We start from the raw sequence: 23,802 nt of genomic DNA, 5'->3' as shown, positions 1-23,802 counted from the left end.
GCATTTTTATTTGCTATTGCATATAAAAAAGCAAATTTATATTTGTATTTAGTCACTGAATATGTAAATTCTTCTGATTTTTCTAGCGATTGCGGGAACTTCTTCAGTTCAGGTCTTGTCACATGGCATTGGCATCAGTTCGTCTCAGGACGAACCGCCACGACAGCGAGGACAAGATGAGCTTTGAAGATGACCCCATAATTTCGTTTGACAGCCCGGTCGGTCTCAGCGACCTGGTAGTGGGCGAAGGCAAGATCGATCCGGCCATGGAGCATGAAATCGACCTGCAGCGCTTTCATATCCGCATGGCCAACTCGCGCGGCCGGCGCGAGGCCGCCAGCCTGCTGATCCGCAAGATGTACGGCTGGCGCGGCTACGCGGTCGATCCCGGCATCGCCCACGCGCTCAATAAAATCACGCTGTTTGCCGAAACGGCCGGCGACACGGTCGGCACCATGACCCTGTGCCTCGATAACGAGGAAACCGGGCTGCCCGCCGACGACAACTTCCGCGACAAGCTCGACGTCCTGCGCGCACAGGGCCGGCGCCTGTGCGAACCATCGCGCCTGGCGATCGACAAGGGCGTCAGCAAGCGCGTGTTTGCCGCGCTGATTCATATCTCGTATATCTACGCACACAATATCCACCGCTTTACCGATTACGTGATCGAAGTCAACCCGCGCCACGTGGTGTTCTACAAGCGCATGCTGGGCTTCAAGGACTTCGGCGGCGAGCGGGAATGTACGCGCGTGGGCGCGCCGGCCGTGCTGCTGCGGCTGGACCTGGCCTATATGGGCGAGCAGATCCGCAAGTACGGCGGCCTGATGGAGCAACACGGTGGCGAGCGCTCGTTTTATCCCTTTTTTTTTCCTACATGGGATGAGCCTGGCATTACCGAGCGCCTGCGGCAGGGGCGGAACTGAGCGCATTGTTTTTCAATAGCAGCGCTTGCATGTGGCGGCCCGGGATGGCGTAGGTGATGCCGCTCGGCGCGGTCACGGCCGCTTCCTTCAGGCCCTTGACATAGACCATGTTGACAATGCCGTACACCAGGCCGGTCTGCGGATCGAACAGGGGGCTGCCGCTGCTGCCCGGATAGGCCGTCGCATCCAGCTGGAACACCGTGTACGGCGCCTTTTGCAGCTGCGCCAGCTGTTTCGGGTCCAGCCGCAGCGCGTTGGCGCCGGGTAATACCACGGGCGTGAGCGCCGACACCATGGCGCGGTGCGTCACATGGTGCAGGCCCAGCAGGGTGCCGAGCGGAAAGCCTGTAAACGCCATGGCCTGGCCTTCGCGCACCTCGGCCGCGTCGCCCAGTTGCAGGGCCGGCAAGGGCGTGCCGGACAGGCGCAGCAAGGCCAGGTCGTGTTCGGCGTCAAGCGCCTGCACGGTAGCGGCGCGAAACTGCGCGACCTCGCCTTGGCCCGTCAGGATGCCGATGGTCTCGCCGGGATTGGCCGCCAGCAGCTTTTCGATCACATGCGCGCAGGTCAGCACGCTCAGGCCGTCACCGGTGGCAAAGCCGGTGCCGATGAACTGGATGGCCGGCGTGCGCGTCTTCTGATGGCTGCCGATGCCGACAATCGCCGGCTTGACGCGCGCGATCACCTGTTCCAGCGATTGCGGCTGGACCTGCGCGCGGGCGGCAGGCAAGCCACATGGCAATAACAGGCACAACAGCAGCAAGGTTTTCATCGCGGCGGCCTTTCACTATCAGGAACAGGGGAGATGGATGGCCGCAGCAGCGCGCACAGCAGCAGCATGTAGAACAGCAGGGCGATGCGCGGCACGTCGAGCAGGCTGTCGAACACGCCGATCGCCATGAAGCCGGCCAGCCCGGCCAGCATGGCGGCCGCGCCATCGGCGCCGGGTCCCGCCTGCGCCGCGCGCCGTACCAGGTTCGCGCAGGCCAGCACAAACAGGCCCAGCATGGAAAGCAGGCCGAACAGGCCGGATTCGACATGCAGGTGCAGCCACAGGTTCTTGATATGCCAGGGCAGGTGGTGGTGGTCGCTGCTGAAGAACCAGTAATCATTCGCCTTGCTGAAGCTGCCGTTGGCCAGCAGTTCCTCGCCGTCCGGCGCGCGCAGGCTGAGGTTGTCGACGTCGATGACTGCGGGATCGGCCTGGCCGCCGGCGGCCAGTTCCAGCTGCACCGGCGCACGCAGCAGCCAGGAACCGCCGCCCAGGCGGGCGCTGTCGATGGTCATCTGGTAATGTTGCCACTGCGGTTGCCACTGCGGTAAAGCCGGCGTGGGCGGCAACAGGCGCAGGGGCGCGTGCACGCAGTATTGCGCATACAGCAGTTGCCGCTGGCACAGCTTCAGTTGCAGCACCGGCATGGGGCCGTGGCGGCGCACGTCGAGCGCCAGCGCGTAGTGGGTGTCGGGCCGCACGCTCACGCGCTGCAACAGGCGCAGCAGTTCGCCATAGCCGGCGCGGTAGCCGGGACTGGCCAGGCGCAGATAGCGGTTACCTGCCTCTGCCTCGTCGGCATAGGCCAGGCGGGCCGGCACGTCGCCCACGGTGTTGCGCCAGAAATAACTGGCCGGAAAGGTACCGGTGCCCATGCCGAAGACCGTGCTGGCCCAGTCGGCCGGCATCATCGCCAGGACGCCGCGCCAGTGGCGCAGCCGGCCTTGCCAGTCGCCGGCGGTGGTGGCGAAGCGTTCGTTGGCGTAATAGCTGGCCGAGACGGGAATCGCCAGCATCAGCATCACCGCCGCCGAGGCGGCCACGCCGAGGCTGGCGCGCCCCATGCGCCACAAGGGCGGGCGCAACCGGCTGTTCAGCAACAGCAGGGCCGCCAGCAGCAGCACCAGCGCGGCCGGCCGCAAGCCGATGGCGCCGGCCCAGTGCCAGCCTATCCAGGCCGTATTGCACGCCATCATGCTCAAAGCCATGATGGCCAGCGGCAGCCACTGGCGCCACAGGCTACACGCCAACAGCAAACTCGACAGCAGGAACAGCGCATACGGCGCCTTCAGCAGGCCGTGGGCCGGGTCGGTTGGCCACAGCGCCGCCAGGCTGGCCTGCAGTGCCAGCGCGCACAGCACGCTGGCCGGCGCCAGGCGCCAGGGCAAGGCGCGCGTGGCCAGCACAAAGGCGCCAAGCAGCAGCACGATGGCCGCCAGCAAGCCACGGTAGCCGGCGGCCTGGAACATCAGCACCAGCAATGCCGCCGCGCCCACGCCCAGCAGCAAGCCGGCACTGGCGCGGCGCGCCGACCAGCGCTGCCGAGCATGCCGGCCATGCGCCAGTTGCCAGCAAGCCAGGCCGGTGATGGCGGCCACCGGCAGGGCCGCATACAGGGCGCGCGAAAAAGTGGCCATGGCCGCATGCAGTACCAGTCCCAGCAGCAGCAAGGCGGCGATGGCTGGCCGGCGGGAGCGGGCGCGGGCCAGCCACAGCGCCGCAAACGGCAAGGACAGGGCCAGATAGCCGTCGAGCGCCGCGCCGCCCGTGTGCATGGCGGAAAACGGCGCCGTGATGCGGTAGTCGCTGGACAGATTGAATACGCCGGGAAACACCGCCCGCTCCCACAGCGCGCACAGGGCGACCAGGCCCAGGCCGCACAGCATGCCGGGCAGCGCCAGGCGGCGCAAGCCGTCATTGGCGGCATCGCGCAGCAGCAGCGGCAGCAACAGCATGGCCCAGCACCAGGCCTTGCCCAGGCGCAGGCTGTTATAGGGACTCAGGTAATTGTTCCAGGCATTCAAGGCGTCAGGCGGCAGTTGCGCGGAAAACACGCCGCGCAGCAGGGCCGCCAGCGCCGCCGCGCTGACCAGGACCAGCCACAGGCGCGCGCCCGGCGCCAGCGCCAGCCGCGTGGCGCCGGTGCGCCAGCGCCAATAGCCGCAAGTCACGGTCAGCAACAGCAGCAAATCGATTTCTTCGAAAAAAAACCAGCCGGTCCATGGCGCCAGGTCCAGCACTGGCAACAGCGCGGGCAGGCAGAACAGCCACACCGCGGGGCGCCAGCACAGCAGCAGGAAGTAGATCGGCAGCAAGGCGTACAACAGCCAGACGGGCCAGCCGTGACCCAGCGGATATTGGCCCAGCGCCGCCAGGCAGGCCAGGCCGGCGGCCAGGGCCAGCAGCCGCGCGGCGATCATGGCCATCGGCTAGAGCCGTGCCAGCAGCGCCTGGGCCTCGGCGCGCTGCGCGAAGTCCTTGTTGGCGGCCAGCAGTTGCTCGAGTTGCTTGCGCGCGCCCGCCTTGTCGCCATTTTCCGCCAGCGCCGCGCCCAGGTGGTATTGAATCTCGGCGGCATTCGGCGCCAGGCTGGCCGCGCGGCGCAGCAGTTCGATGGCGCGTTTGCCATCGCCATGCTCGAGCGTGATCCAGCCCAGGGTATCGAGCACGGCCGGGTTGTCGGGCGCCAGCTTGTGGGCCTGCTCGGCGGTGGTCAGCGCGCGCTCGTCTTTGTCTTGCTGGTAAGCCCAGGCCAGGTCATTGAGCGCCACCACATTGCCGGCATCGCGCGCGACCACCTGCTGGTATTGCGCGATGGCGGCCCGATATTGCTTGGCTTGAAGCTTGGCACCGGCCAGGTACAGCCGTGTCGCCTTGTCGTCGGGCTGCTCCTTGAGCCAGGCGTCGATGCGCGCATCGGCCTGTTTTTCCTGGCCGGCCGCCAGCATGGCGCGGTAGATCTGCACTTGCAGGTGACCGATCCTGCTGATTTGAAAAGCCTGCTCATACAGCTTCAAGGCCTCGCGCGGCTGTTTCTGTTCCATCAGCACATCACCTTCCAGCTTGTAGCCGGCCGCCAGCTTCGGCTGCTGCTGCTGCACCTTGCGCGCCACGGCCAGCGCTTCGCGCGTACGCTTCAAGTCCAGCAGCAGCGCCACTTCGACCACCTGCGCGTCGAGCAAGGCCGGCTCGATCAGTTGTGCGCGCCTGGCCGCCTGCAGTGCGCTGGCCGAATCGCCCAGCGCCAGGTGCAGGCTGGAAATGCGCATCTGCAAGGGTGCCGAGGTGGTGCGCAGCATCGCCAGTTTGGTATAGCTGTCGAGCGCGGCGCGCGCCTCGCCGGCGCTGTACTCGACTTGCGCGCGCAGCGCCAGGGCGTCGGCATCCTCGGGATGGCCGCTTTGCAAGCGGCGCGCCAGCGCCAGGGCCTTGCCGGTGGCGCCGGTTTTCAGATAGAAATTGCTCAGCAGCAGGGCTGGCGCGACGGCGTCGGGATGGTCGGCATGGGCTCTTTCCAGCCAGCGCTGCGCTTCGTCGAGCTTGCCTTGCGAGGCCGCCAGCTTGGCCAGTGCGGCGGCCAGGTCCGGGTTTTTCGGGTCTTTCGCCAAGGCCGCCTCAAAACGCTGTCTGGCGCGCTCCGGCTTTTTCTCGGCCATGTCGATCTGCGCCAGGTTGTTCAGGGCCGGCAGATAGCGCGCGTCGATGGCCAGCGCCTGCTCGAAGCTGTCGCGCGCGGCCCGCAAATCGCTCAAGGCCAGATAGACGCCGCCTTTCAGGTTCAGCACCAGCGGATTGCTGCCATGCTGCTTTTCCATCGCCTGCACGGCGGCCAGGGCCTTCGCATTGTCCTTGTTGCGCAGCAAGGTCATCACCAGCATGGTGCCGGCCTGCGGCGTTTTGCTATCGAGCACGCTGGCGCGTTCCAGCTCGCTGACGGCGCGCGCGCTTTCGCCCTGGCCCACGCGGCTCACGCCCAGCGCCATGTGCAGCTTGGACGTGCCAGGCGCCAGCAGGCTGGCTTTTTCAAAGTAGCCGCTGGCCTTGTCATAATGGCCGGCGCGCAGGTGCGCCTCACCCACCAGTGACAGCAGTTCCACGTCGTCGGGAAAGGTGACCAGCAAAGGCTGCAGCAGGTCGATCGCCGCATCGGTCTTGCCTCGCCCCATTTCGATCGAGGCCATCATCTTGCTCGCATACAGGTGCTTGGGGTGGGCGGCAAGAAACGGTTGCAGATAATTTTCCGCTGGTTGCGGCGCACCGAGCGCCAGTTGCACGGCGCCCGCCAGCAGCAGCGCCGGCGGGTGTTCGGGGGCCGCCTTGAGCACCAGTTGCAAGCCTTCCAGCGCCGCCTTGAATTTGCCCTGGCGAAAATCGAGCAGGGCCTGCGCCTGCAGCACGCCCAGGTTGCCGGGCGCACTCTTGCGCGCGGCGGCCAGTTGCGCGGCCGCGTCGGCAAACTTGTTCTCCGTGATATCGAGATTCGCCAGTTCGATGCGCGCCTGCACCTGGTCCGGCTTGAGCTTGAGAATCTGCTGGTAAGCCAGCCGCGCCGGGCCATTGTTGCCCTGCAGGCGTTGCAGGTCGCCTTGCAGGCGCAGCGCTTCCAGGCTGTCCGGACTGCCTTTCAAGGCCTGTTCGCTCAGCAGTTGCGCCGCGGCGATTTGTCCGTCGAGCGCGGCCAGTCGCGCCAGTCCCAGCAGCGCTTCGGTCTGGCCCGGCTGGCGTTGCTGCATGCCGGCAAACAAGGCGCGCGCTTCCTCGTGGCGCCCGAGGGCCAGCAAGGCGTCGCCGCGCAGGGCCAGGACGGCGGTCGGCTGGGCCGGATCGCCCGGCAATTCTTTCAACACCCGCTCGAACTGGCCCAGCATCAGCCAGGCCTTGCCCAGCAGCGGCAGTACCTCGGCAGGTGCCGAGCCCAGGGTTTGCGCCTTGCGCAATTCCTTTTCCGCCGACAAGGCGTCACCCGTGTCGAGATAGATGCTGCCCAGCAGCAGGCGCGCGGCGGCGTTGTCCGCTTCCTTTTGCAGCAAATTCTTCAGCTGGATAATGGCGGCGCGCGGCTCGCCTTTCTGCTGGTACAGCTGGGCGTCGGCCAGCAGGCTGGCACTGCTCTGGCCGCCATTGCAGGCCAGCAGCAGGGTGGCGCACAGCGACAGCGCGGCGAGGCTGATCACGGGATGGGTGTGGCGCATGAAATTCTCCGATGGCGGCGTTGGCAGGAAGGGCACAGCACAGGGTAGGAAAGTTGGACATCGTGCCTGTTGATGAGGCTCAACACGCAGGCGATTGCGCGCGGCAGCTTCCGGCACGGCATGGACTTTCTTGTTCCGGCTCAAGAATGGTGCTGGACGCAACCGTAGAATTTCCAGACGGCGGCAAACCGGCCGGCAACCAGATGGAGCGAACAACCATGGACAAGGAAGCAGGCGTGGTGGCGGTGGTAGGACTCGGTTATGTGGGACTGCAGCTGGCGGTGGCGTTTGGCGCGCGCCAGCGCACCATCGGTTTCGATTTGTCGGCGCGCAAGGTGGCCAGCTACCGGGAAGGCGTCGATCCCACCGGCGAAGTGAGCACGGAGCAATTGCGCGCCGCACGCTGGCTCAGCGTGAGCTGCGATCCGGCCGAACTGATGCTGGCCGACTTCATCATCGTTGCCGTGCCCACGCCCGTCGACAGCGCGCACAATCCCGATTTTTCCGCCCTGGCCGGCGCCAGCGCCACGGCCGGGCGCCACATGAAGCGTGGCGCCACCGTCATTTTCGAATCGACCGTCTATCCGGGCGCCACCGAAGAAATCTGCATTCCCTTGCTGGAACGCCATTCGGGCCTGCGCTGGAAAGAAGATTTTCATGTCGGCTTTTCGCCCGAACGCATCAATCCGGGCGACAAGTCGCACACCCTGGCCAGCATCCGCAAGGTGGTGTCCGGCGACGACGCGGCCACCCTGGACCAGGTGGCGCGCCTGTATGAAGGCGTGGTCGAGGCCGGCGTGCACCGGGCTTCCAGCATCCGCGTGGCCGAGGCCGCGAAGGTGATCGAAAACACCCAGCGCGACCTGAACATCGCGCTGATGAACGAGCTGGCCATCATTTTCGACCGGATCGGCATCGATACCCTGGAAGTGCTGCAGGCGGCCGGCACCAAATGGAATTTTTTGCCATTCCGGCCGGGCCTGGTCGGTGGCCACTGCATCGGCGTCGATCCGTATTACCTGACGCACAAGGCGGAAATGCTGGGCTACCACCCCCATGTGATCCTGGCCGGGCGCCGCATCAACGATGGCATGGCCAAATTCGTGGCCGAAAAAACCATCAAGGAAATGGTGCGCGCCGGCTTCAAGCTGAAAGGCTCGCATGTCAACGTGCTGGGCCTGACCTTCAAGGAAAACTGTCCCGACCTGCGCAATTCCAAGGTGGTCGACATGATCCATGAACTGCAAAGCTATGGCGTGCAAGTACACGTGCACGACCCGGTGGCCGACGGCCGCGAAGCGCTGGAAGAATACGGCCTGGAACTGGTCAGCTGGGAGCAGCTGCCGCGCGCCGAGGCCATTATCAGCGCCGTCTCGCACCAGGCGCTGCTGGCGCGCCCGCTGGCCGATTTCCGCGCCAAGGTGGTCGACAACGGCTGTTTTATCGACATCAAGTCGCATTTCGATCCGCTCAAGCTGACCGAGGACGGCTTGCATGTGTGGCGGCTGTGATGGCCGCTATTGGTGACAGCACCACTGATTACAGCCAGGCCTGCGAGCGGTTGCGGCAGGCGCCCCGGCGCTGGCTGGTGACGGGCGCGGCAGGTTTCATCGGCTCGCACCTGCTGGAAACCTTGCTGGAACTGGGCCAGACGGTGCGCGGCCTCGACAATTTCAGCACCGGCCACCGCCACAACCTGGCGCAGGTACGCGAGCGTGTCGGCGAGCGGGCCTGGCGGCGCTTCGCCTTGATCGAAGGCGATATCCGCGATGCGCAAACGTGCGCGCGCGCCTGCGCCGGCGTCGATATCGTGCTGCACCAGGCCGCGCTCGGTTCTGTGCCGCGCTCGCTGCGCGAACCGCAGCTCTACCATGACGTCAACCTGGGCGGCTTCCTGTGCCTGCTGGACGCGGCGCGCGCGGCCGGCATCGGGCGCTTCGTGTATGCCTCGTCCAGCGCCGTTTATGGCGACCATCCGGGCTTGCCGAAAGTGGAACACGCCATCGGCGAGCCGCTGTCGCCGTATGCCCTGAGCAAGCATGCCGACGAGCTGTACGCGCGGCTGTATGGGCGCTGCTATGGCACCGAAACGGTGGGTTTGCGCTATTTCAATGTATTCGGGCCGCGCCAGGACCCGCTGGGCGCCTACGCGGCCGTGATCCCGCGCTGGCTGGCCGCCATGCTGGCCGGCGAGCCCGTGCGTATCAATGGCGACGGCAGCACCAGCCGCGACTTCTGTTATGTCGCCAACGCCGTGCAAGCCAATCTGCTGGCCGCCACCACCGTCCATCCGCAAGCCGTCAACGAGGTCTTCAACGTGGCCGTCAATGGCCGTACCAGCCTGCTTCAATTGCATGCCGTGATGCAAGCCCTGGTGCTGGAGGCGCGGCCCGGCCTGCGCCAGCCAGCCCCGCTGCACGGCGATTTCCGCGCCGGCGACGTGCGCCATTCCCAGGCGGACATCGGCCGCGCGACGCACCTGCTTGGCTATGCCCCCACGCACGATCTGCGCCAGGGCTTGCGGCAGGCGGTAGCCTGGTATGCGGCGCAGGAAGTTGCCGCGCCGGCTGGCGGTGTGCCGCTTTAACGTGGCATGGGTGCCGCGCCGCGGTCGGCATTGCCGTGCAGCACGCGCGGCGTGCCGCGAAAGTCGGCCGTGTGCAGGATCACCGGCCGGCGCCAGACCCTGGCGATATAGTTCAGCACCTGTTCCGCCTGTTCCAGCGCCAGTCCCCGTCCATCGCGCTGGTGATCGTGCCGCAGCACCAGGCTGCCGTCATCGTTGAGCAGGGTGGCGGCGATGCACGGCGCGCCATAATGGTATTTGGGCGACAGGATGGCCTCGCGGATGGCGTGCAGGTCGCGGCTGGCCAGCCGGGTTTCGCCATCGTGGCGGCTTTCATGCACGAACAGGCCCAGGCTGTCGGCCAGTCCGGCATCGAGGTGGTTGCGAATAAAGCTGAAATCGTCGTCGTCGCGGCAGATGCGGCGCGCCTCGTCCAGCCCCTTGCGCGAAACAATATGCTCCCAGATGGCAAAGCCCAGGTGGTAGGGGTTGAGCGCCAGCGCCGCCTGCCGCTCGCCCGCATGCGGGCGCACCACGTCCGAATGCGACTTGAGCGCCGCCAGGTACAGTTCCGGCGGCAAAAAATCGGCCTCGCGCAGCAGCCGCGCATGCCAGTAGGAGGCCCAGCCTTCGTTCATGATCTGGCAGGCAAATACGGGATAGAAATACAAGGACTCTTCGCGCACGGCCAAGAAGATATCGCGTTCCCAATCCTCGAGCTCGGGTGCGTAACGGGCGATAAACCACAACAAATCGTATTCGGGGTAGGGCGGCGTCAGCGGCCGTTCGGACAGGGGTTCCGAAGGTTCGTGTTCGCCGGGCAACTGCCGGTAGCGCGCGGAAAACGGGCCCGCGGCGGCTTTTGCCGGCATGGCGGTGGGTGCATAAGGCTGGCGGTACAGTTCGCCATGGATATCGACATGCTGTTCCAGCGCCAGTGCCGCGTCGAGCACGGCCTCCACCTTGTCCTGGCCCTGGGCTTGCCATGCCGCATCGATGCGGCGTGCCCGCGCCGCGCTCTGTTCCAGGATGCGCTTGCTGGCCATGGCGCTGAAACGGGCAAACAGGGCGTTGCGGTGGGCAAAATCGGCGTGGCCCAGCACATGCGCCGTCACCAGGGTGTTTTCCGCCAGGGTATTGTCTTGCGCCATATACGCGTGGCAAGGGTCGCCCGGGAACATGACTTCGAAAATATGCGAATGGCCCATCTTGCGCTGCACCAGCTGGTGGATGTAGCGCACGCCGAAAGACCAGTGGCGCATGCGCACCGGCAAGCCATAGATGGCGATTTCTGCCATGAAACTGTCGGGGACCAGCTCGAAGTCGACCCGGTCGAACTGCAGGCCCAGCTTGACCGCCAGCGCTTCGATGCGCGCCGCATGGCCGGCCAGTAGCGCGGCGTCGCCCGTGTCCGCCGTCATGCCGGCACTCCCTGGGCCGCATTTTCATGCTGGAAAAAATTGCGCAGGGCGGGCCACACATCGCCGGGCTCGGCCAAGATACTGGTGTGCAATGGCATGCCGCGCCGCGCCTGCTGCGCGCACAGGGCATGCGTTTCCGTTTCCAGCGCGCGCGGCATGCCGGTCGCCGTTTCCACATAGCCCATGTAGTTCAGCTCGCTTGCCAGCTCCGCCAGCGCCACGCTGGCCGCGTTGCGGTCTTCGCTGAAGTTTTCGCCATCGGAGGCATAGAACAGATAGGCGTTGTCGCGCGCGCCGCCATGGCGCTCGGCCAGCAACTGGCGGCACAGGCGAAACGCGCTCGAGGCCATGGTGCCGCCCATGCCATGCACCTGGAAAAAGTCGCTTTCCGAAAACGTCCAGGCGCGCGTGGTGTGGGCGATAAAACGCGTGTCGACGCGCGCATAGCTGCGGCGCAGGCCCTGCAGGGCCAGGAAGAAAAACGTTTTCGCCAGCCGGCGCTGCTCCTGGCCCATGCTGGCCGACACATCGAGCACGAAGAACACCACCGCGTCAACGCTGGGCAGGGGCCGCTGCAGCAACTGACTGAAACGCAGGTCTTCATTGGCAAACGGCACCGGATGCTCCTGCACCGCGCGCCGCTTGATGGCCTCCTTGACGGTACGCCGGCGGTCCAGGCGCGAACGGGCGCCGTGCTTGTCCCAGCCGGCACGCACCAGCTGCGTCTCGGTGATGGCACCTGGCCGACGCGGCTGCAAGTTGGGCAGCTTGAAGTGTTCCCACAGCCAGTCGAGGATATCGTCGACGGAAAATTCCAGCAGCAAACGGATCTCGCCGCCGCCGCCGGCGCCTTCCTGCGCGCCATCGCCACCGGGCTCATCGCCGTCCATGGTACGCGCCGGGCGCAGCAGGTCGCCGGGCTGGCCTTCGCCCTGGCCGGCGCCCATTTCCAGCCGTGGCGTAGACAGCCTGAAGCGCGCGTGTTCCAGCAGGCGCACCGGTACTTGCACGCTGCGCTGCCGGGTGCCGCTGATGAGATCCGGACCGGCGATCAGCTCGGGCAAATGGGCTTGCACCGCTTCGCGCACTTTCTGGTTATGCCGCAGCCAGTCGCGCGCGCCGCGCGAAAACAGGCCGTACCAAGGCTGGGCCAGGCTGCGGGCCGGGGTAGCGGGATAGACGGGCGTGTTCATTCCTGCGCCAGCAAGGTGGTGACATAGTTGAGCGCTTCGCGCGCGCTGTGGGCATCGTAGCCATAGTCGTCGACCAGGCGCTGCTCGACTGCCGATACCTTGGCGCACACCTCATCGTCGGGACGCTTGCTGGAGCCGACCAGGCGCAGCACGTCGCGCCGCTGTTCGAACAGATAATGCTGGACCGCGTCGCGCAGCGGCGCATGGCTGGCCAGGCCGAACGGCTCGCCGCGCTTGAAGGCGCCCATGGCCTTGCGCACCACCTCCTGGCGAAACGATTGCTTGCCCGAGTCGCTGACATGGATTTTTTCTTCCACCGCGCGCAGGAAGCGCTCATCGGGCCGGCGTTCGTCACCGGTGATCGGGTCGCGCACCTGGCGGTTGTCCAGCATGGCTTCGACTTCATCGAGGTATTTGTCCAGCAAGTCCTGCGCCTCCTGCTCGAACGAGACGAACAGGGCCTTGTGCACGTCAGCCTTGACCCAGCGGTTATAAAAATCCTTGCGCGTGAGCACCAGGTAATCGATCCACTTGCGCTTGCGGCGCGGCTCGATGCGGGCGTCGTTCTCGATGCTGTCCTTCAGGGCCAGCAGCACGTCCATGGTGCTCAGGCTGTTGCGTTCGGCCGCGATAATCGCGTGCGACAGCGCATTGATCACGAAACGCGGCGACACGCCCGACAGCGCCTCGTCCTGGCCGGATTTGTCCCGTTCGCGCTCGCGCAAACGTCGCACCTCGGCCTGGTTCAGGTCTTCCACGTCTTCGCCGGCATGGATGCGCAGACGCTGCACCAGTTCGGCCTCTTTTTCGTCACCGTCCTGCAGGCGGCTCAGGATGGCGAACACGGCCGCCGCATGCAGCGCATGCGGGTCCAGGTGCACGGCGCGAAAGGCGGGCGCCGACAGGATCAGCTTGCGGTAGATGCGCGCTTCCTCGCGGTAATCGAGGGTGTACGGCACTTGCACGATGACCATGCGGTCAAGCAGGGCCTCGTTCTCGCTTTCCTGCACGAATTTGCGGAATTCGGCCAGGTTGGTATGGGCGATGATGGTTTCATCGAGGTAGATCAGCGGAAAACGCGAGACCTTGACGTTTTTTTCTTGCGTCAGCGTCAGCAGCAGATACAGGAATTCGCGCTTGACCTTGAGGATTTCGATCATTTCCAGCATGCCGCGGCTGGCCGCATACACGGCGCCCGACCAGGACCAGGCGCGCGGATCGCCCTCGTCGCCATACTGCGCCACCTTGGACAGGTCGACCGAACCGACCAGGTCGGCCAGGTCGGCGGTGGTCGGGTCGTGCGGCGCATAAGTGCCGATGCCGCAGCGGCCCGCCTCGGACAGCACGATGCGCTCGACCGGCATCTGCAAAAAGTCGCCCTGGTACTGCTCGTCCAGGCGCGCGCGGCAGTGCGGACACAGCTCGCCGTGCAGCGCGACGCCATAGCTGTCGCGAAAGTCGCTGCGCATGCCATCTGGCACCAGGTGCAGCGGCGATTCATGCACCGGGCAGCCGGCGATGCCATACAGCGCGCCGTCGTCGCTGTGGCTGTACGCTTCCAGGCCCCGCTTGAGCAGGATCACCAGGGTGGACTTGCCGCCCGAAGGCGGGCCCAGCAACAGCAGCATGCGCCGGCCCACTTCCGAGCCGGCCGCGGCTGCCTTGAAATAGGCGGCCACCCGGCCGATGGCGACATCGATGCCAAACAGCTCATCGTCGAACAGACTGCAGTGAAACTGGCCGCCGGCGTCGTCATGGCCGCTGGCGCGCAGCATGTCCCACACATATTCATGGGCACTGCGGCCCAGCAGGGCGGCGCGTCCGGGCAGCACCTGGGCCAGGAAATCGTCGAAGCGCCCGCTCCAGCCCACGGCGCGGTGGGCCTCGTTGAAGCCGGCCATGCCGCGCAGGAATTGCGCGCGCAGGACTTCGTTGCCGCCGTCCTGGTCCGCCACGCCGGTCGCCAGTGTCATCCGTGAGCTTGTCATGTTCCCCTTCCATGCGCCCTGCATGCGGTCGATGAAAGCAGTATAGGACGCTGGACCTGCGGGGATGCCTGATGTGGCTCAATTGAAAAAGCGGAACTATCGTGTATATACAATGCCCTGCCACCGGCGCGGCCGGGGCAGGGAACTGGCGGCCGGCTTTATTTGCTCAGGCGAGCAATCGCTTCGGCCACGCCGGCGCCATATTGCGGGTCGCACAGGGTGCAGTTGCCGATATGACGCTCCTTGACTTGCGTCGATGCACCCGAAATGGCGCGCGCCGTATTGTCGAACAGCGCTTGCTGCTGTTCCGGCGTCATCAGGCGGAACAGTGCCCGTGGCTGCGAATAATAATCTTCATCGACGCGGTGGTTCCAGTGATCGGCCGCACCTTCGATCGACAGCGGCGGCTCGCGGAAGTCCGGCTGTTCGGCCCATTCCTGGGCGCTGTTCGGCTCGTACGACAGGGTGCCGCCGTGGTTGCCGTCGACCCGCATCTGGCCGTCGCGGTGGTAGCTGTTGAACGGGCATTTCGGCGCGTTGACCGGGATCAGGCTGTGGTTCACGCCCAGGCGGTAGCGCTGTGCATCGCCATACGAGAACAGACGGCCTTGCAACATCTTGTCCGGCGAAAAGCTGATGCCCGGCACCACGTTGGCCGGGTTGAAGGCGGCCTGTTCGACTTCGGCAAAGTGATTGTCGGCATTGCGGTTCAGTTCCAGCACGCCCACTTCGATCAAGGGATAGTCGCCGTGCGGCCACACCTTCGACAGGTCGAACGGGTTGATATGGTAGCTGCCCGCTTCGTGCTCGGGCATGATCTGCACGAACAGGGTCCAGCGCGGGAAATCCTTGTTTTCGATGCTCTCGTACAGGTCGCGGTGCGAGCTTTCGCGGTCCTTGCCGACCAGCGCCTCGGCTTCGGCGTCGGTCAGGTTGGCGATGCCTTGCTGGGTCTTGAAGGTGAACTTGACCCAGAAGCGCTCGTTTTGCGCATTCAGGAAGCTGAAGGTATGGCTGCCGAAACCGTGCATGTGGCGGAAGCTGCGCGGCAGGCCGCGGTCGCTCATCACCACGGTGATCTGGTGCAGCGCTTCGGGCAGCGAACTCCAGAAATCCCAGTTGCTGTTGGCGTTGCGCAAGCCGGTGCGCGGATCGCGCTTGATGGCGTGGTTCAGGTCGGGAAACTTGAGCGGGTCGCGCATGAAAAACACGGGCGTGTTATTGCCCACCAGGTCCCAGTTGCCTTCTTCCGTGTAGAACTTGAGGGCGAAACCGCGGATATCGCGTTCCGCATCGGCCGCGCCCCGTTCGCCGGCCACGGTCGAGAAGCGGGCGAACAGCGGCGTTTGCTTGCCGACCTGGCCGAAGATTTTGGCGCGCGTGTAGCGCGTGATGTCGTGCGTGACGGTAAACGTGCCGTAGGCGCCGGAACCCTTGGCGTGCATGCGGCGCTCGGGAATCACTTCGCGGTCGAAATGGGCCAGTTTTTCCAGGAACCAGACATCTTGCAGCAGGGCGGGGCCGCGCGGGCCGGCGGTCTGGATATTCTGGTTGTCGACGACAGGCGCGCCGAAGGCGGTGGTGAGCTTTTTCATTGGACTCTTTCTTTATTATAAGTACCCAGATCATACCGGCAGAGCGCCAGAATCCGCCACTCTCTAAAGATCAGGTGAAGATCAGGCGCTCAGAACCGGTTCCAGTTGTTATGCCGGTGCTCGGTGGCCTCCTTGAGCAGATGGCCGGCGCGCAGCGCGTCGTCGGCCTGCACCGTCATGGCCAGCTCCTGGATGGCAGGCGGATAGTCATGGTGCGCGGCCTCCTCCAGCAGCGCCAGGCCCTTGTCGGCGTCTTGCTCGACGCCACGGCCTTCGCGATACGCGTTGTACAGCAAAAACATGGCGTGAGGATTGCCCAGTTCGCTGGCGACGGCCAGCCAGCGCGCCGCCTCGACCGGGTTCTTGGCCACCCCTTCGCCATTCGCGGCAAGCAGGCCCAGCATCAGCGCCGCCCTGGCGTGCTGCCGCTTGGCCGCCATGCGGTACCAGGACCAGGCCTGGCCAGGCGCGCCCGGGCGCAGCATCTGGCCCATCTCGAAGGCCGCTTCCGTATCGCCGGCGCGCGCCGCCTGTTCGAACAGGCGCAGGGCGTCGGCGCGTCGCTCCGGGCGCGGCTGGTAGACCAGGGCCAGCTCGCGCTCGGCCACCGGCATGCCCTTGCCGGCCCAGGCCCGCACGCGGCGCTCGGCCTGCCGGTCGCCGGCCTGGCGCGCATGCATGGCGGCCGCCTCGATTTCCGCCGTGGTCGGCGGTGGCGGCGCCTGGCAGGCCACCAGGGCGGTTGCCAAGACAGTTGCCAAGGCGACGGCAGGGAAAGCGAGGGCGGTTTTCATCATCTGCTCCTTATTTGCTCAGGTCGATCGCATATTTGGCAAAGCCGCTGGCGTCCAGCGCGCCTTCGGACACGACATTGGCGATGCCGCTGCTTTTTGCCAGCGCCAGGTGGCCGGGCGCCGAGCGCAGGATCACCGGGCCGGCGGTGGCCGTCTTGACGAAACTCCAGCTGCGCGCGCTGCCGTTGTCCGCCAGGGTCACCTTGCCGGCGCCCTTGCCGGCCAGGGCCAGCAGGTAGTTGCTGACCACGGCCTGGTTGGCGTCCGGCGACTTGATGATGGTCTTGCTGCCGTCGATGCCTGGCACGGCGCCGCCGCCGCCGGCGCGGTAGTCATTGGTGGCGACGATAAAGTCATCGCTGTCGGCCACCACCACGCCCTTGTGGCGCAGGTTGACGATGCGGCTGCCCGCCGGCTTGGTCACGTCGATCTGGTACGTGAGCGCATTGTTTTCCGCATAGAACACGTCATAGTTGTAGATCGTGCCATAGGTCGGCACCAGGTCCTGCTCGGTGCTCAAGGCCGGGTTGATCTGGGCAAACTGTTTGGCCGAGGTTTCCAGCCACGCTTTCAGGTCCGACCCCTTGATCTTCACGGCTTGCAGATTGTTATTGCTATACAAATACAAGTCGCCCGGATTGCGTACTTGCAAGCCGACCGGCGCGGCCGGCGTCGCGCCGGCAGCCACATCCGTGAAATCCGATGGCCCGTTGCGGCCCGCCTTGAAGGGCGCGCTGCAGGAAATCACGGGAATATTCTTGTAGCTGGCCAAAGTCGCATCGGTGCTGGTGGCAATGAAGTTTTTCACGTAATCGAGCTGGGCCTGGTTGACCAGCTGGATCGCGCTGACATCGCCCACCAGCGCGAAATATGCCGACATCTCGAAATCGGTGCTGACGCCCAGCGGCTTTTTGGCGTAGGCGATGGTGGCGTCATGCTCGGTGGCCACCAGCGGCGCGATCGCCGGGTCGGCCTTGACATTCGAGCCGTCGGCCAGCTTGAAGCCGCGCGACTCGACCGTCGTCTTGTCCGGCTGCACCACCCACTTGCCGCCCTGGTAGACCATGGTCAGCTTGATGATGCCCAGGCGGCGGCCCCAGCTTTGCGCCATGACGGTCGGCACGCCGTTGACCAAGCCCTTGTCGCCATCGATCCTGGCGCTGGCCGGGAAGGCGGCAAACGAGGCGTCCAGCGCGGCAGCGCCCGCTTCCTTGCCTTTCGGGAAGATCAGGTGCGAATGGCCGATCATCAGCGCGTCGATGCCGGTGCTGGTCAAATGATAACTGCCGTTTTCCATCTTCGGGCTGTAGGCGCTGGTGTCCAGGCCACCGTGCGACAGGGCCACCACCAGGTCGGCACCCTTGCTGCGCAGCTCGGGCACATATTGTTTCGCCGCTTCCTGCACGCCGGTCACGCTGACCTTGCCGGCCAGTACTTTTTGATCCCATTCCAGGATTTGCGGCGGCACAAAGCTCATCACGCCGATATTGATCTTGACGTTGAGCTTGCTGCCATCGGGCGCCACGGCGGCAAAATCGCGCGGCAGCAACACGTAAGGGTTGAAGATCGGCTTGCCGCTGGCCACGCCGACCACATTGCTCAGCACGGAAGGGAAGGTGGGCGCGCCGCAATTGCCGCTGGGCTTGCTGACGCCGGGAATGCCGAAATCGGTATTCGTGATCTGGCTCAGATAGCCCAGGCCGTAGTTGAATTCATGGTTGCCCATGCCGCCCGCGTCATACTTGAGCGCGTTCATGGCCTTGTGCACGGCCAGGGTCGCGGTGCAGGGCACGGGCGCGGCCACCGCCTGCAGGTCGGCCAGCAGGGTGCCCTGGATCACGTCGCCATCGTCGAGCAGCACGTTATTCGGGTTTTCCGCGCGCGCCGCCTGGATCAGGGTCGAGGTGCGTTCCAGCCCCAGGCTGGTGTCTTCGGCCAGCGCATAGTAGTTGTAGCTGAGGACGTTCGAATGGATGTCGGTGGTTTCCAGCAGCGCCACGGTGACCGTCGTGCCCTCGGGAATGTTGGCCGCCTTGTTCGAGCTGCCGTTGCAACCCACCAGGCCCACACCCGCCAGCGCCGCCATCATGATCCAGTTTGTTTTCATTGCGATTCTCGGAAAGATTCAAAGGACGCGACTGTAGCGCTGTCATATGACGGCCGAATGACAGCGCGAGCGGAGGCAAGAAAAATCTGTTAATGCAAGAGAGTTGCACTATAATCTGCAAACGCAACTTAACTGCATCAAGGAATCATCATGAGAAAACTCCCCGTTACCGTACTGTCCGGCTTCCTGGGTGCCGGCAAGACCACCTTGCTCAACCACATACTGCGCAACCGCGAGGGCAAGCGCGTGGCCGTAATCGTCAACGACATGAGCGACGTCAATATCGACGCCTCCTTGATCCGCGAGGGCACGCAGGCGGCCGGCGCGGCCCTGTCGCGCACCGAGGAAAAGCTGGTCGAGATGTCGAATGGCTGCATCTGCTGCACCCTGCGCGACGATCTGCTGCTGGAAGTGCGGCGCCTGGCCGAGGAAGACCGCTTCGATTACCTGCTGATCGAATCGACCGGCGTGGGCGAACCGATGCCGGTGGCCGCCACCTTTGACTTCGAGGACGAAGACGGCGTCAGCCTGAACCAGGTGGCGCAGATCGACTGCATGGTGACCGTGGTCGACTGCGCCAATATCCTGGCGGACTTCGGCAGCGAAGACACCCTGGAGCAGCGTGGCGAGACGGCGGGCGAGGGCGACGACCGCCAACTGGCGAACCTGCTGACGGAACAGATCGAGTTTGCCAATGTGATCGTGCTCAACAAAGTCGACATGGTCGATGCCGCCGAGCGCCTGCGCGTGCTGGCCCTGATCAGGGCGCTGAACCCCGGCGCGCGCGTGATCGAAACCAACCAGTCGGTGGTGCCGCTGGACGCCATCATGGGCACAAGCCTGTTCGACCTGCAGCAGGCGGCCAATATGCCGGGCTGGGCGCAAGAGCTGGCCGGCGTGCACGTGCCGGAGACGGAAGAATATGGCATCGGCAGTTTTGTCTATCGCGCCAGGGAGCCGTTCCATGCGCAGCGCCTGTACGACTATATTTCGCAGCCGATCGCCGGCGTGGTGCGCAGCAAGGGCTATTTCTGGCTGGCCAGCCGCCCGGAATGGGTGGCCAGCCTGTCCGGTGCGGGCAAGCTGATGAATATCGAACCGGTGGGCCTGTGGTGGGCCGCCGTGCCGCAGGAACGGTGGCCGCTTGACGCCGAATCGCTGGCGGAACTGAGGGAAGGCTGGAGCGAGCCCCATGGCGACCGCTACCAGGAAATCGTGTTTATCGGCCAGGACATGGATAAATCCGCGATTGAAGCCGGCCTGAAGCGCTGCCAGCTCAACTATACGGAGACGCGCAAGGGCATGGCCGCCTGGCGCAAGCTGCCCGATCCGTTTCCGCAGTGGCAGCGCATGGAAGACATCGAGGAGCCCGCATGATGGACGAGGAGTTCATGCCTGAGCTGATCCCGGTCACCATCATCACGGGTTTTCTCGGCAGCGGCAAGACCACCTTGCTCAAGCGTATTCTGCAGGGCAAGCATGGTCTGCGCATCGCGGTGATCGAAAACGAGTTCGCGCTTGATGGCATCGACAATGCGCTGCTGGTGCAGGACAGCGAGGAGCAGATCGTCGAGATGAACAATGGCTGCATCTGCTGCAGCGTGCGCGGCGACCTGATCCGCATCCTGGGCGAGCTGCGGCAGAAACGCTCGGCCGGCACGCTGGCTTTCGACCATGTGATTATCGAAACGACGGGCCTGGCCGCGCCGGGGCCGGTGGCGCAGACCTTTTTTGCCGAGCCGTCCGTCAGCGCCTTTTACATGCTCGATGCGATCCTGACGGTAATCGACGCGCGCCACGCGCAGCAGCAATTGACGGAACACCGCGAAGCGCAGGAGCAGGTCGGTTTTGCCGACCGCATCCTGCTGTCGAAAACCGACCTGGTCAGCAAGGACGAGCTGGCCAAGCTGCGCCAGCGCCTGCTGGCCATCAATTGCCGCGCCAGCATGCAGAAAGTGAGTTTTGGCAATGTGCCGCTGCGCGATATCCTGAATATCCGCGGCTTCAACCTGAACGCCATCGTCGAGCTGGAACCGGATTTCCTGGGCGAACTGGGACACCGCCATGGCGACGGCGTGCAGTCGTTTGTCTACCACCAGGCCCGGCCGCTGGACTTGATGAAGGTGGAGAATTTTCTGGACGCCATCGTGCAGCTGTTCGGCACCCAGCTGATGCGCTACAAGGGGATTTTATACATTGCCGAGTCGCCGTGCCGCGCCGTGTTCCAGGGCGTGCACATGCTGATGGGCTCGGAACTGGGCGCGCCGTGGCGCGACGGCGAAACGCGGGCCAGCAAGATGGTGTTTATCGGCCGGGGCTTGCCGCAGGACACCCTGATACGGGGCCTGGACCGCTGCGTGGCGGGCGAGCAGGCGCCGGAGATGCAGCCTACTTACAGCGCGGACACAGCCCCTTGATCAGGTAATCGACGTCGCCGCCGCTGAATCCTTCGGGCAGGGACACGGGTGGCGGCAGCTTGACTTCATTGAAGCAGGTGACGGTGGCGCATTTGTTGCACTGGAAATGGGCGTGCTCGTGCGCCTGATGGCCGCCGCCGGCGCTGAAGCGCCACACCTGGTCGCCGCCGGCGATGCGGTGCACCAGCTCGTTTTCGGTCAGCCATTCCAGCACCCGGTACAAGGTGACGGAATCGATATCGCTGTCCTGCGCCAGCGCCTGCTGGATTTCATGGTGGGTCATCGACTGGCTTTGCGCCATCAAAAAGTCCAGCACCTTCACGCGCGTCTTGGTGACGCGGGCATTGGTGTTGCGGATCAGCGATTCAGCTTGTTCGGTAGAAGAAGTCAACATAATGTTTGCCTGCATGCGCATGGTCATCATCGCGGCGCGGTCGCCGTGTCTTTGCCATGCCGTTTTACCGCATCTTAACATGCCTGCCCACCTGCCTGTCAGGGCTTGAACGTCCAGTAGCGCCCCTTGGGCGTGTCGACCGGATCGAGAAAGCGCTGGTCGGCGCGCGCATTGTTATGGATCAGATAAAACATGTCGGACAGGGCCGAGCGCCGCTCGGCAAAATAGCTGTGTTTGAGGAAACCCGTGTCCACGCCGGTGGCGTCGATGGTTTCCACGCCGGCCAGCAGCAGCATGCCGTCGCCGCTGTCGCCGGCGCGCCGATGGCCGTGCACCAGCCTGGACGCGGCCAGCGCCAGGTCTTCCGACGAGGCGTACAGGGTCACCGGATGGTGTGCGGCCGTCAGCCGGGGCGCGATCTCTTGCTGGAATACATCGGCGTCGATATCGGGCGCCGTCAGGATGATTTCGGCGATGCGCCTGGCCAGTGCCGGCTGGCTTTCGATCAGGCCGGCCACGGCGCGCGCCAGGCCACGGTTGCCCATGCTGTGGCCGATCAGGTAGACCTTGGCGGCATCGGTCTTTTGCAGGAAGTCGGCGAGAAATGCCTGCAGGTGGGGCGTGCTCCATTCGATATTGTTTTCATCGACCGTATAGCGCGCCACGTCGCTCTGCGACGGCCAGCTGTAGAACACGGGCGCGCCATCGAAGCCGAGGTCGTATGCCATCTGCCCCGTGCGCCGCGCCGCATCCTCGAAGCTGACGTTATAGCCATGGATAAAGATAAAGGCGCTGCCGGCGGCGGACGCCTTGACCTGCGCGGCGATGCCGGCAAAGAAAGTGGCCTGGTCCTCCACCTCGGCGTCGAGCAGCATCACGTGTTTGGCCGGGTCCAGGCGAAATTCCAGCCGCCACAGGGAAGGGGACTCCAGCTCGCCCATGCGGTGGTCGCGCGGGATGCTGATCTCGCAGTGGCCGTAGCTGAGACCGGCGTTGTGACTGCGCTCGTTGCCGAAACGCTGCGCGGCCGGCTTGCCCAGGTCGCGCTGGCGGTCGGTGGCAAAGCCCACCTTGACCACCGCATGGTTTGACACCAGCGCGCTTTTTTCCACGCCAGCCACTGCTGGCACGGCCTCCGGCCGGGGCAATTGCTCCAGCAGCGCCTGCGCCGCAAACAGGACGGCCATGTCGTCGGGCGCCCTGGCCCTGGCCACGGCTTTCGACAGCGCCAGGCGCAGTTCGGGCGTATCGGGCGCCGCTTCCAGGCTGGCGATGGCGGCCAGCACATCGGCCGCGCCGGCCAGCTGGCCGATGGCCGCTTTCAGGCGCCGGTAGGGCTCGGTGATGGAGTCAGGCGACGCATGGTGCGCGCCGTGGGCGATGGCGGCCGCCACCGCGGAAGTGATCAAGTCCATGCGCCACCTGCCTCTCTGTGCAATATGAACGGAACATCAATTCATCTTGCCATAAAAGCACGCTGCGCGCCAGTGGCGCGCACGGACTCAATGCTGCTCGCCGCTGCCGAACTGCTGGGCCAGCGATTGCAGCGGGGTGACGCCGAGGCCGCCGCGGCCCGCATGCTCGGGAATCGCCACGCGCACCGGCTTGCTGCGCATATTGGTCGACGACAACACATTGCTGGTGGTGTCCGGCGCCGCGTTCCACACCGGATCGGCGATACCTTCGAACACATGCTTCAATTGCTCGCCCCAGGTGTCGCGGATCATGCGGAAATACTGGTTTTTTTCATCGATGGTGACGAAGCGCGTGACGGCCAGGCGTTCGGTTTCATACACCAGCAGGTCCAGCGGCAGGCCGACCGAAATATTCGAGCGCAGCGTCGAATCCATGGAAATCAGCGCGCACTTGGCCGCTTCGTCGAGGCCGGTGGCCGGGTTGATCACGCGGTCGATGATGGGCTTGCCATACTTGGCTTCGCCGATCTGGAAATAGGTGTTTTCATCGTGCGATTCGATGAAGTTGCCGGCCGAATAGACCTGGAACAGGCGGCAGCGCTCGGCGCCTATCTGGCCGCCGAGGATGATGCTGACATTGAAGTCGATGCCGCAGGCGGCCAGCGCCTTCGCTTCACGCTGGTGCACGGTGCGCACGGCGTCGCCGACGATGCGCGCCGCGTCATACATGCTGGTCACGTTCCAGATGCTGCGCCCGTCGCTGTCGACATGTTCGGCAACGATCTGGCGGATCGCCTGCGAGATCGACAGGTTACCGGCGGTCATCATCACCAGCATGCGGTCGCCCGGATGTTCAAACACGCTCATCTTGCGGAAGGTGCCGACCTGGTCCACGCCGGCGTTGGTGCGGGAGTCGGACAGGAAGACCAGGCCCTGATTGAGGCGCATGCCTATGCAATAAGTCATCGTCAACGGTAACAGTCAAAAAGGTGGTCATTCTACATCAGGCTGGCCCCGGACCAGCA

17 protein-coding genes are annotated in these 23,802 nt (G+C 64.9%); 5 read left to right on the top strand and 12 right to left on the bottom strand.

What is annotated here, in order from left to right:
- The first annotated feature begins 176 nt into the window (after window positions 1-176).
- Window positions 177-923, top strand: coding sequence for an N-acyl amino acid synthase FeeM domain-containing protein (locus ACP7B7_RS18700; protein ID WP_426077648.1), 747 nt, complete (start codon window positions 177-179; stop codon window positions 921-923).
- Here the strand turns inward: ACP7B7_RS18700 and ACP7B7_RS18695 are convergent.
- The 3 genes from ACP7B7_RS18695 to prsT are packed head-to-tail and all read right to left on the bottom strand — an operon-like array spanning window position 892 to window position 6,887.
- Window positions 892-1,695, bottom strand: coding sequence for a S1 family peptidase (locus ACP7B7_RS18695; protein WP_426077647.1), 804 nt, complete (start codon window positions 1,693-1,695; stop codon window positions 892-894). The two genes, ACP7B7_RS18700 and ACP7B7_RS18695, sit on opposite strands and share 32 nt — an antisense overlap.
- Window positions 1,692-4,121: a hypothetical protein gene (locus ACP7B7_RS18690; protein WP_426077646.1), complete on the bottom strand. Its 2,430-nt coding sequence runs from the start codon at window positions 4,119-4,121 to the stop codon at window positions 1,692-1,694. The genes ACP7B7_RS18695 and ACP7B7_RS18690 overlap by 4 nt, the downstream gene beginning before the upstream one ends.
- A 3-nt stretch (window positions 4,122-4,124) precedes the next feature.
- Window positions 4,125-6,887 carry an XrtA/PEP-CTERM system TPR-repeat protein PrsT gene (prsT, locus tag ACP7B7_RS18685; RefSeq protein ID WP_426077645.1) on the bottom strand — a complete coding sequence of 921 codons (2,763 nt, stop codon included), beginning with the start codon at window positions 6,885-6,887 and terminating at the stop codon, window positions 4,125-4,127.
- A 218-nt stretch (window positions 6,888-7,105) separates the two neighbouring features.
- Here prsT and ACP7B7_RS18680 point away from each other — a divergent pair, with 218 nt between their 5' ends.
- Both ACP7B7_RS18680 and ACP7B7_RS18675 read left to right on the top strand, forming a co-directional pair.
- Window positions 7,106-8,398: a nucleotide sugar dehydrogenase gene (locus ACP7B7_RS18680; protein WP_308921107.1), complete on the top strand. Its 1,293-nt coding sequence runs from the start codon at window positions 7,106-7,108 to the stop codon at window positions 8,396-8,398.
- On the top strand, window positions 8,398-9,474 hold the full coding sequence (locus ACP7B7_RS18675; protein ID WP_308921108.1) for an SDR family oxidoreductase: 1,077 nt from the start codon (window positions 8,398-8,400) through the stop codon (window positions 9,472-9,474). Before ACP7B7_RS18680 ends, ACP7B7_RS18675 begins: the two co-directional genes overlap by 1 nt.
- On the opposite strand, the gene ACP7B7_RS18670 is transcribed toward ACP7B7_RS18675, so the two are convergent.
- From ACP7B7_RS18670 to ACP7B7_RS18645, 6 genes are all read right to left on the bottom strand, one after another.
- On the bottom strand, window positions 9,471-10,874 hold the full coding sequence (locus ACP7B7_RS18670; protein WP_426077644.1) for a SpoVR family protein: 1,404 nt from the start codon (window positions 10,872-10,874) through the stop codon (window positions 9,471-9,473). The two genes, ACP7B7_RS18675 and ACP7B7_RS18670, sit on opposite strands and share 4 nt — an antisense overlap.
- Entirely contained in the window at window positions 10,871-12,067 is a 1,197-nt protein-coding gene (locus tag ACP7B7_RS18665; protein ID WP_426077643.1) for a DUF444 family protein, read from the bottom strand. The genes ACP7B7_RS18670 and ACP7B7_RS18665 overlap by 4 nt, the downstream gene beginning before the upstream one ends.
- A complete protein-coding gene (locus tag ACP7B7_RS18660; protein WP_308921111.1) occupies window positions 12,064-14,055 on the bottom strand; it encodes a serine protein kinase in 1,992 nt (663 codons plus the stop codon). The genes ACP7B7_RS18665 and ACP7B7_RS18660 overlap by 4 nt, the downstream gene beginning before the upstream one ends.
- 158 nt (window positions 14,056-14,213) lie before the next feature.
- Window positions 14,214-15,650, bottom strand: coding sequence for a catalase (locus tag ACP7B7_RS18655; RefSeq protein WP_426077642.1), 1,437 nt, complete (start codon window positions 15,648-15,650; stop codon window positions 14,214-14,216).
- 89 nt (window positions 15,651-15,739) lie between these two features.
- Window positions 15,740-16,447, bottom strand: a complete 708-nt coding sequence (locus ACP7B7_RS18650; protein WP_426077641.1) for a tetratricopeptide repeat protein — start codon at window positions 16,445-16,447, stop codon at window positions 15,740-15,742.
- Between the two features lie 7 nt (window positions 16,448-16,454).
- Entirely contained in the window at window positions 16,455-18,551 is a 2,097-nt protein-coding gene (locus tag ACP7B7_RS18645) for a bifunctional 2',3'-cyclic-nucleotide 2'-phosphodiesterase/3'-nucleotidase (RefSeq protein ID WP_426077640.1), read from the bottom strand.
- A gap of 150 nt (window positions 18,552-18,701) precedes the next feature.
- Between ACP7B7_RS18645 and ACP7B7_RS18640 the strand changes: the two genes are divergently transcribed.
- Both ACP7B7_RS18640 and ACP7B7_RS18635 read left to right on the top strand, forming a co-directional pair.
- Window positions 18,702-19,928, top strand: coding sequence for a GTP-binding protein (locus tag ACP7B7_RS18640; protein WP_426077639.1), 1,227 nt, complete (start codon window positions 18,702-18,704; stop codon window positions 19,926-19,928).
- Window positions 19,925-20,968 (top strand): CobW family GTP-binding protein, encoded by a 1,044-nt coding sequence (locus tag ACP7B7_RS18635; RefSeq protein ID WP_426077638.1) that lies wholly within the window; start codon window positions 19,925-19,927, stop codon window positions 20,966-20,968. Before ACP7B7_RS18640 ends, ACP7B7_RS18635 begins: the two co-directional genes overlap by 4 nt.
- On the opposite strand, the gene ACP7B7_RS18630 is transcribed toward ACP7B7_RS18635, so the two are convergent.
- The 3 genes from ACP7B7_RS18630 to ACP7B7_RS18620 form a co-directional block, all read right to left on the bottom strand.
- Window positions 20,940-21,362 carry a Fur family transcriptional regulator gene (locus ACP7B7_RS18630; RefSeq protein WP_308921117.1) on the bottom strand — a complete coding sequence of 141 codons (423 nt, stop codon included), beginning with the start codon at window positions 21,360-21,362 and terminating at the stop codon, window positions 20,940-20,942. The genes ACP7B7_RS18635 and ACP7B7_RS18630 overlap by 29 nt on opposite strands.
- Window positions 21,363-21,460: 98 nt before the next feature.
- The gene (locus ACP7B7_RS18625; protein WP_426077637.1) at window positions 21,461-22,777 is read right to left on the bottom strand and encodes an alpha/beta hydrolase; all 1,317 of its coding nucleotides are present in this window, start codon (window positions 22,775-22,777) and stop codon (window positions 21,461-21,463) included.
- A gap of 87 nt (window positions 22,778-22,864) precedes the next feature.
- Window positions 22,865-23,743, bottom strand: a complete 879-nt coding sequence (locus ACP7B7_RS18620; protein ID WP_308921119.1) for a peptidase — start codon at window positions 23,741-23,743, stop codon at window positions 22,865-22,867.
- Window positions 23,744-23,802: the final 59 nt, after the last annotated feature.

It is taken from the genome of Janthinobacterium sp. PSPC3-1 (assembly GCF_049896105.1).
GTDB lineage: Bacteria > Pseudomonadota > Gammaproteobacteria > Burkholderiales > Burkholderiaceae_D > Janthinobacterium.
The sequence above is the reverse complement of the archived record's forward strand: the minus strand, read 5'-3'. Positions and strand labels throughout refer to the sequence as shown.

Bases quoted from the DNA above. Each gene is read 5' to 3' on its own strand.
- ACP7B7_RS18680 (WP_308921107.1), top strand. From the start codon at position 7,106: ATGGACAAGGAAGCAGGCGTGGTGGCGGTGGTAGGACTCGGTTATGTG.
- ACP7B7_RS18625 (WP_426077637.1), bottom strand. From the start codon at position 22,777: ATGGACTTGATCACTTCCGCGGTGGCGGCCGCCATCGCCCACGGCGCG.
- ACP7B7_RS18635 (WP_426077638.1), top strand. From the start codon at position 19,925: ATGATGGACGAGGAGTTCATGCCTGAGCTGATCCCGGTCACCATCATC.
- prsT (WP_426077645.1), bottom strand. From the start codon at position 6,887: ATGCGCCACACCCATCCCGTGATCAGCCTCGCCGCGCTGTCGCTGTGC.
- ACP7B7_RS18650 (WP_426077641.1), bottom strand. From the start codon at position 16,447: ATGATGAAAACCGCCCTCGCTTTCCCTGCCGTCGCCTTGGCAACTGTC.
- ACP7B7_RS18670 (WP_426077644.1), bottom strand. From the start codon at position 10,874: ATGACGGCGGACACGGGCGACGCCGCGCTACTGGCCGGCCATGCGGCG.
- ACP7B7_RS18620 (WP_308921119.1), bottom strand. From the start codon at position 23,743: ATGACTTATTGCATAGGCATGCGCCTCAATCAGGGCCTGGTCTTCCTG.
- ACP7B7_RS18665 (WP_426077643.1), bottom strand. From the start codon at position 12,067: ATGAACACGCCCGTCTATCCCGCTACCCCGGCCCGCAGCCTGGCCCAG.
- ACP7B7_RS18655 (WP_426077642.1), bottom strand. From the start codon at position 15,650: ATGAAAAAGCTCACCACCGCCTTCGGCGCGCCTGTCGTCGACAACCAG.
- ACP7B7_RS18645 (WP_426077640.1), bottom strand. From the start codon at position 18,551: ATGAAAACAAACTGGATCATGATGGCGGCGCTGGCGGGTGTGGGCCTG.
- ACP7B7_RS18700 (WP_426077648.1), top strand. From the start codon at position 177: ATGAGCTTTGAAGATGACCCCATAATTTCGTTTGACAGCCCGGTCGGT.
- ACP7B7_RS18695 (WP_426077647.1), bottom strand. From the start codon at position 1,695: ATGAAAACCTTGCTGCTGTTGTGCCTGTTATTGCCATGTGGCTTGCCT.
- ACP7B7_RS18630 (WP_308921117.1), bottom strand. From the start codon at position 21,362: ATGTTGACTTCTTCTACCGAACAAGCTGAATCGCTGATCCGCAACACC.
- ACP7B7_RS18675 (WP_308921108.1), top strand. From the start codon at position 8,398: ATGGCCGCTATTGGTGACAGCACCACTGATTACAGCCAGGCCTGCGAG.
- ACP7B7_RS18660 (WP_308921111.1), bottom strand. From the start codon at position 14,055: ATGACAAGCTCACGGATGACACTGGCGACCGGCGTGGCGGACCAGGAC.
- ACP7B7_RS18640 (WP_426077639.1), top strand. From the start codon at position 18,702: ATGAGAAAACTCCCCGTTACCGTACTGTCCGGCTTCCTGGGTGCCGGC.
- ACP7B7_RS18690 (WP_426077646.1), bottom strand. From the start codon at position 4,121: ATGGCCATGATCGCCGCGCGGCTGCTGGCCCTGGCCGCCGGCCTGGCC.